General features: G+C 70.8%; 1 pseudogene. It reads left to right on the top strand.

Features of this window, described 5'->3' with window-relative positions:
• Positions 1-163, top strand: a pseudogene (locus tag HV826_RS36620) (IS66 family transposase); the annotation flags it as partial.
• Positions 164-288: the final 125 nt, after the last annotated feature.

Raw genomic sequence — 288 nt, forward strand, 5'->3', positions numbered from 1 at the left:
CGGGCACCGGTTGGAGGGCAGAGATTGCGAGCCGCGCCGCCACCAGGTAGTGGAAGTGCCGCCGTTGTCGGCCGTCGTCACCGAGTACCGCAGCCACGCCCTGGAGTGCCGCGCGTGCGGCACGCTGTCGCGCCAGCCGGTGCCCGCGCACGCCCGCAGCGCTGAAGTTACCCCGGTTTCGTGGAGTCCCACCCGCTGTGCGAAAAGGGTCCCACGATGCCGAAGTCACGCCCCCCATACCCGCCGGAGTTCCGTGAGCGGGTCGTCGAGTTGATGAAGGCCGGCCGG

Source organism: Myxococcus sp. AM010 (genome assembly GCF_013372585.1).
Taxonomy (GTDB): domain Bacteria; phylum Myxococcota; class Myxococcia; order Myxococcales; family Myxococcaceae; genus Myxococcus; species Myxococcus vastator.